We start from the raw sequence: 6,142 nt of genomic DNA, 5'->3' as shown, positions 1-6,142 counted from the left end.
ATTTTACAGCCCTGAGCAGAAATGCTTGGGGTTTTTTGTTTGGGGGAAGGGATGGAAATTACATTAGGCGATAAAATCAAAATCAATGGCGAAGAAGTGCCAGAGTATTTGCTCAAGGCACTTTATGAAAATTTGAAGCTGAGATACACGTCAGGTTTTATTGTTGCAGAAAGTATTCAAGCTCAAGGCATTAAAGTAAGTAGCTTGCCTCCTCTTAATTCTCAATCTGAAGTTCAATGTTCTGAATTAGCGGTAAATAGCTTAAAAGTTAGACCTGATTTAATTCGTTATCCTTGAACTAATCGCTATACCGCTGACCGGTCATCTCGACGTATATCAGACTGCGGTCCTCACTTCCAAAATAGGAAAATTTATCCATTTGCTGGCAATAATGACGTACCACAAGATTAAACATATCTAGTGGTACTGAGTAAATTTGATAAAGGTTATCACAATGGTAGAACTAAATATTGCGTTAAAAAATGCCGCAGAGCTTTATGGTGAAAATCGACCATTTGTCGATCCTGAAAGTGGAACTCTAACCCTAGCAGGTTGCGAAGCTCTAAGTCGTCTTGGTATTGGATTTTCCGAAAGTAGACTTGAACCTGATCTTTTAGATAAGTTGCGTAAGAATCTCGCTGCTCTTTAGTAAAACCTGTTGTGAGTTTTTCTATGAAAAAAAGGTGAAGATCCTTTTCGAGTTGAACTAAGAAGTTAAAGTTGTCTGCAATTTTGGCATCTTTAAATGTGAATTCAATATAAGAGAAATGGCTATTATCATATTTTCCTATCCAGTGAGAACAACCTAGTGTGATAAAGGGGCTATCAGGCTTGTTAAGTTCAATAAGTGTGGTTTTAAGTTCTGGTAGTTGAGCAATTTCTAGGATTTCATCTATTTTTTCAGGATGATTAACTAAATCAATTCCACCTGCATTTGGTGTTGGATTTTGGCAATCTTCAGATCCATTTGATGGTCGATATGGAAATTTGGTATAACCTTCACGAAAGTACATAATTTAATCCTCTGCTAGTTTATTTGTTGGGGAACAATATTCTAGCAGTTTTTTTAACCAAGCTCAGTCTTTACGGACTGAGCTTTTTTATTGCCTGAAACGAGGGCTAAGGTATGAAAAATGCTATGAGAGATGCAGGAATGCAGAGCTATGCATGGACTGGGCTTACAGGTTGGTTAGCATGGTTAGGCGATCAACAAAATTTAATGTTCATTAGTTTGGCTCTAGGGATTGTTACAGCGTTAGTTAATATGTACTCAAAATGCCGAGAAGGGAAAATAAAAAGACGCCAAGAAGAAAGAGCTGAAGAAAAGCATAAAGCAGAGATGCGCCACCTCGAAGAAATGCATCAGATACGTAAACAACAACTCTCAAGGGGATTAAGAGATGAGCCGAATAAAAACATTAAGTAAAGTTGGCGGTGGGGTTTGTGCTGTCAGTGCCATTATTGCGGTATTAAATACAGATTTTCACGGTCAATTTCGTACAAGTCAGCAAGGGCTTGAGATTATCGGCGATGCAGAAGGTTGTAAACGTGAGCCTTATTTGTGTCCTGCAAATGTGCTTACTGTTGGTATTGGTTCAACGGAAGCGTCAAGCGGTAAGATTGAAAGAAAAGTTTACACGGACAAAGAGATTGCAGAACGGTGGTTGGTTGATATTCAGCACGCAGAAAAATGCGTGAACCGTTACGCAAACGGTTGGAATATTCCGCAATCGGTGTTTGATGTTGCTACTTCGCTGACATTTAATGCTGGGTGTGGCACCGTGAGTAAATCGACATTCTTTCGTAAAATCAAATCAGGCGATTATGTTGGTGCCTGTAATGAGTTGCCTAAGTGGGTTTATTCAGGTGGCAAGAAGTTACGAGGGTTAGAAATCCGTCGTGAGAAAGAGAAGGCGTTATGTTTAGCTGGGTTAATAAAATCTTAATGGCATTGATTTTGGGCTTGTGTGCGTGGTTGTGGGGTCAGTCACAGAGGATAAGTGCATTAACAGCCGAGAACCAGACGCAAGCCCAAACCATTGAGCAACAGCAAGAAGCAAACAATAAGCTGACAATGCAACTGCAACAAGAGCGACAAGCGGTTGAATATCAGCAAAGTATTGCAAATAAACTACGAAAGCAGGTGGAGCAGAGTAATGAACAGATTAAATCTATTTTACAGAAAGAGCCGTGTGGCGTTACTGCTTTGCCTCGCCCTGTTGTCGATGAGCTTAAGCGGTTGCACAGCAAGGACAAAGATTGAGTATTTATATCCACCGCAAGCCTTTTTAGTGCAGTGCGAGCGGTCAAAGTTTAGTGGCACGACCTATGGTGATGCTATCGAGTATCTCGTTAAGGTGATGGGAGAACGTGACTTGTGTGCGGGTCAGATTGATAGCATTAGAGAGTGGCAAGCACGAACTAAGCAAGGGTTTAAATAGCGGATTAACGTTTGTGCCACGATAAAGAGCGGTCAGATGATCGCTCTTTTATTTTGTGTAAATTAAATGCTACATAATTTGCGTATGGGTTTTGGGATTGTTGGATAAATCCCCGAGAAAATACGCAAGTGATGTAATTTATATATAACAAAACCCCGATCACTGCAAATGATCGGGGTTTTTCATTACCCATTAAAGCCGAATGAGTAACGATTTATGGAGATTATGACAGTTTTAACCGTAACCATCAAGGAGATACTTATGGAATATGGTTTATGGCAAATAAGCCTTGCAGTAACACTACCTATTTTAGCGTTTGTTTCACCAAAGCTAATTAATGCCATTGCTAATTTATTGAATGTTTTGAAATAAAAAGGATTAACCACGATGACGAAGAAAGACGAGGTTAAATCCACGTCTAAAGGCGTGGGTAAATTCAAACTAACAGACAAACAACAGCGGTTTGTTGAAGAATACTTAATTGATCTTAACGCAACACAAGCGGCGATTAGGTCTGGTTATGCTGAAAAAACAGCAAATCGTGAAGGTAGTCGCTTGCTGTCAAATGTAGACATTCAAGAAGCAATTCAAGAAGCTCAAAACAAACGAGCTGCGCGAGTAAATGTTACTCAAGATGATGTTTTAAAGGGATTACTTGAAATTATCTCAATGAGTACAGGCAAGCAGAAAATCACAGAAACAGAACTAAGCAAGGTTGATGGTTCTATTGTTCCTATGGATGTAGAGAAAGTTTGTTTTGAGCCTCACGCAGCAAATAAAGCACTTGAGCTATTAGGTAAACATCTTGGTATGTTTAAGGATAAAGTCGATGTAACAAACTCTGACGGCTCACTTCGCCCTACTATTATTGAGTTGGTGGCTCCAGATGAAAGTACAACTTAATCTCCCACCTAAACTTATTCCAGTGTTTATTCTCCAGGATGTGCGTTATCGTGGTGCTTATGGTGGGCGTGGTTCGGCAAAAACACGCACTTTTGCCAAGATGACTGCGGTTGTAGCGTATCAACGGGCAATGCAAGGCGAAAGCGGTGTCATTTTGTGTGGTCGTGAGTTTATGAACTCGTTGGAAGACTCGTCATTAGAAGAAATTAAGCAAGCCATTCAAAGCGAAGCGTGGCTGGCGGATTTCTTTGAGGTTGGTGAGAAATATGTACGCACAAAGTGCGGTCGAATTTCCTATATTTTTACAGGTTTACGGCACAATCTTGACAGCATTAAATCAAAAGCACGGATTTTACTTGCGTGGATTGATGAAGCAGAAAGCGTGAGCGAAATGGCGTGGCGGAAACTTCTGCCTACTGTGCGTGAAAACGGTTCGGAAATTTGGTTAACGTGGAACCCTGAAAAGAAAGGTTCGGCAACGGATTTACGCTTTAGGCAACATCAAGACGAAAGTATGGCGATTGTTGAGATGAATTATAGCGATAATCCGTGGTTTCCTGATGTATTAGAGCAAGAACGCTTAAGGGATAAAGCCCGTTTAGATGATGCGACTTATCGTTGGATTTGGGAGGGGGATTATCTTGAAGAAAGTGAGGCTCAAGTCTTTAGAGGAAAATATCAGGAACTTGAGTTTAAGCCTTTACCTGATTTTGAAGGTCCTTATCACGGGTTGGATTTCGGTTTTGCTCACGACCCAACCGCAGCGATTAAATGCTGGGTGTTTAATGATGAATTGTATATTGAATATGAGGCCGGCAAAGTTGGGTTAGAGCTTGATGATACAGCCACATTTTTGCAGAAAGGTATTGCTGGCATTGAGCAGTATGTGATACGAGCAGATTCAGCAAGACCTGAGTCTATCAGCTATTTAAAGCGACACGGCTTGCCTCGTATTGATGGCGTGCCAAAATGGAAAGGTAGCGTTGAAGATGGGATTGCACATATTAAATCCTATAAGAAAATCTACATTCACCCACGTTGTCAGCAAACTTTAAACGAATTTCGCTTGTATAGCTACAAAACCGACCGCTTGTCTGGCGATGTGTTGCCAACATTAGTTGATGCCCATAACCACTATATTGATGCGTTGCGGTATGCGCTTAATCCTCGTATTCAGCGGAAAGGGGATTTTAGCCAAAATCCACTTAAACTTTACTAAGGATAATTTATGTCTGATGTTGCTATTGTTATGCCAGAAATTAGGGCGTTGAATGAAAAAGGTGTGATGATTGATGATTTGCTTGGCGGAACAAAAACAATGCGACAAGCAGGGAAAAAATACCTTTATCAATTCAGTCTTGAGGAAGAAGAGGCTTATAAAAACAGACTTAACCGCTCAACGCTTTATCCTGCTTTATCGGAAACGCTCTACCAAATGACAGGTAGAGTTTTTTTTGAGCCGATTACGACAGATGACGTTCACGATAAATTAAAGCAAGATATTTTGCCTGATGTGGATCTAGAGGGAAATAATGTCGATGTATTTTCTTCTCGTTGGTTTAATGCAGGTTTAACTTATGGCGTGGCGTGGTGCTTAGTGGATTACACCCGTACTGAGAATGTTCGTACCATTGCCGATGAGAAAGCGGTTAATGCTCGTCCTTACTTTATTTTGATTAAGCCTAAAAATGTTTTGGGATTTAAAACGGATAAAATCAAAGGGAAACGACAAATCACGCAGTTCCGCTATATGGAAGAAGTGTCGGTAGATGATGGCGAGTTTGGTTCGAAGATTGAGAAGGTGATTTATGTGTACGAAATCGGCCGTATGCGTAAGTATAAAGCAACAGAGGGGCAATGGACGCTGATTGATGATGTGCAACTTCTTGCTCAAAATCGACCGCTTGAAGTGGTGCCTGTTGTGCCGTTTATTACGAAAGAAAGCAATGTGTTTGCATTAGGTGAACCGCCGTTGCTTGAATTAGCCTATTTGAATGTTAAGCATTGGCAATCACAATCCGATCAGGACAACATTTTAAATACCGCTCGTGTGCCGTTATTAGGGATTTTCTCTGATACTGAAGTCAATAAGCTACAAGTTGGTGGCAGTGCGTTGCATTTACCTGCAGGTTCTCAAATTGCTTATATCGAACATTCAGGTAATGCGATTAACGCAGGGCAAGACAGTTTGAAAGAGCTGGAAAGCCAAATGCGTGTTGCCGGGGCGAAACTCTTAGATAAAACCGTGTTAGCAATGACAGACAGTCAAGCCAAAGAAGAGCAAGGCAAAGAAATCAGTTTATTGCGACTGTATGCGAATAAATTTGAAGATGCGTTAGATTTAGCCTTGGAATACGTTGGGTTGTGGTTGGGTATTGATGATGTCGGTAAGGTGGAAATTAGCGGTAACATTGATGACGATCTCGATCCAAATGCCTCAATGGATATGGTCATTAAAATGCAACAAGCAGGCACACTTTCAAAACAAACCGTATTTAATGAAGCAAAACGCCGTGGGTTGATTAGCGATAATGTAGAATGGGAAGATGAACAGGCTCGCTTAAATGAAGAGGGGGTAGAATATGACCTTGAGTTCGCAGGACAAGCCGAAACAAAGCCTGAATAGTCGTATTGCATACGCCTTGACTGATCGCAAAATTCTGCATTTTCGTTATGATGCACATCTTAGACAGCAGGTAATGAAACAGCTGAGTAAAACACAACGTGAGTTGCTCAATCGTTTAGCTGCTGCAGGTGTGGATGCTTTACCTAAAAAACAATTAGACACACTGCTTAAG

Annotated in this window: 9 protein-coding genes and 1 pseudogene; 9 read left to right on the top strand and 1 reads right to left on the bottom strand. The window is 40.7% G+C overall.

What is annotated here, in order from left to right:
* Positions 1-51: 51 nt before the first annotated feature.
* Positions 52-297: a hypothetical protein gene (locus tag B0183_RS08645; protein ID WP_026916569.1), complete on the top strand. Its 246-nt coding sequence runs from the start codon at positions 52-54 to the stop codon at positions 295-297.
* A gap of 152 nt (positions 298-449) precedes the next feature.
* On the opposite strand, the gene B0183_RS08640 is transcribed toward B0183_RS08645, so the two are convergent.
* Positions 450-1,013: a hypothetical protein gene (locus tag B0183_RS08640; protein ID WP_021114960.1), complete on the bottom strand. Its 564-nt coding sequence runs from the start codon at positions 1,011-1,013 to the stop codon at positions 450-452.
* Between the two features lie 113 nt (positions 1,014-1,126).
* On the opposite strand from B0183_RS08640, the gene B0183_RS08635 reads away from it, so the two are divergent.
* From B0183_RS08635 to B0183_RS08600, 8 genes and pseudogenes are all read left to right on the top strand, one after another.
* Positions 1,127-1,426, top strand: coding sequence for a hypothetical protein (locus B0183_RS08635; RefSeq protein ID WP_021116914.1), 300 nt, complete (start codon positions 1,127-1,129; stop codon positions 1,424-1,426).
* Positions 1,401-1,946: a lysozyme gene (locus tag B0183_RS08630; protein ID WP_078208658.1), complete on the top strand. Its 546-nt coding sequence runs from the start codon at positions 1,401-1,403 to the stop codon at positions 1,944-1,946. Before B0183_RS08635 ends, B0183_RS08630 begins: the two co-directional genes overlap by 26 nt.
* Positions 1,919-2,263 carry a DUF2570 family protein gene (locus B0183_RS08625; protein WP_021118888.1) on the top strand — a complete coding sequence of 115 codons (345 nt, stop codon included), beginning with the start codon at positions 1,919-1,921 and terminating at the stop codon, positions 2,261-2,263. The genes B0183_RS08630 and B0183_RS08625 overlap by 28 nt, the downstream gene beginning before the upstream one ends.
* Positions 2,157-2,441 (top strand): Rz1-like lysis system protein LysC, encoded by a 285-nt coding sequence (gene lysC / locus B0183_RS13215; RefSeq protein ID WP_423972222.1) that lies wholly within the window; start codon positions 2,157-2,159, stop codon positions 2,439-2,441. The genes B0183_RS08625 and lysC overlap by 107 nt, the downstream gene beginning before the upstream one ends.
* A 387-nt stretch (positions 2,442-2,828) precedes the next feature.
* On the top strand, positions 2,829-3,344 hold the full coding sequence (locus B0183_RS08615; protein ID WP_021118468.1) for a terminase small subunit: 516 nt from the start codon (positions 2,829-2,831) through the stop codon (positions 3,342-3,344).
* A complete protein-coding gene (locus tag B0183_RS08610) occupies positions 3,328-4,563 on the top strand; it encodes a PBSX family phage terminase large subunit (RefSeq protein ID WP_078208656.1) in 1,236 nt (411 codons plus the stop codon). The genes B0183_RS08615 and B0183_RS08610 overlap by 17 nt, the downstream gene beginning before the upstream one ends.
* A 9-nt stretch (positions 4,564-4,572) precedes the next feature.
* A complete protein-coding gene (locus B0183_RS08605; protein ID WP_078208655.1) occupies positions 4,573-5,970 on the top strand; it encodes a DUF4055 domain-containing protein in 1,398 nt (465 codons plus the stop codon).
* A pseudogene (locus B0183_RS08600) lies at positions 5,927-6,142 on the top strand (hypothetical protein); the annotation flags it as partial. The gene B0183_RS08605 and the pseudogene B0183_RS08600, both read left to right, overlap by 44 nt.

The sequence above is a fragment of the Glaesserella parasuis genome (assembly GCF_002015085.1).
Taxonomy (GTDB): Bacteria; Pseudomonadota; Gammaproteobacteria; order Enterobacterales; family Pasteurellaceae; genus Glaesserella; species Glaesserella parasuis.
Note: the sequence above shows the minus strand (reverse complement) of the source record. Positions and strands in the feature narration are given on the sequence as shown.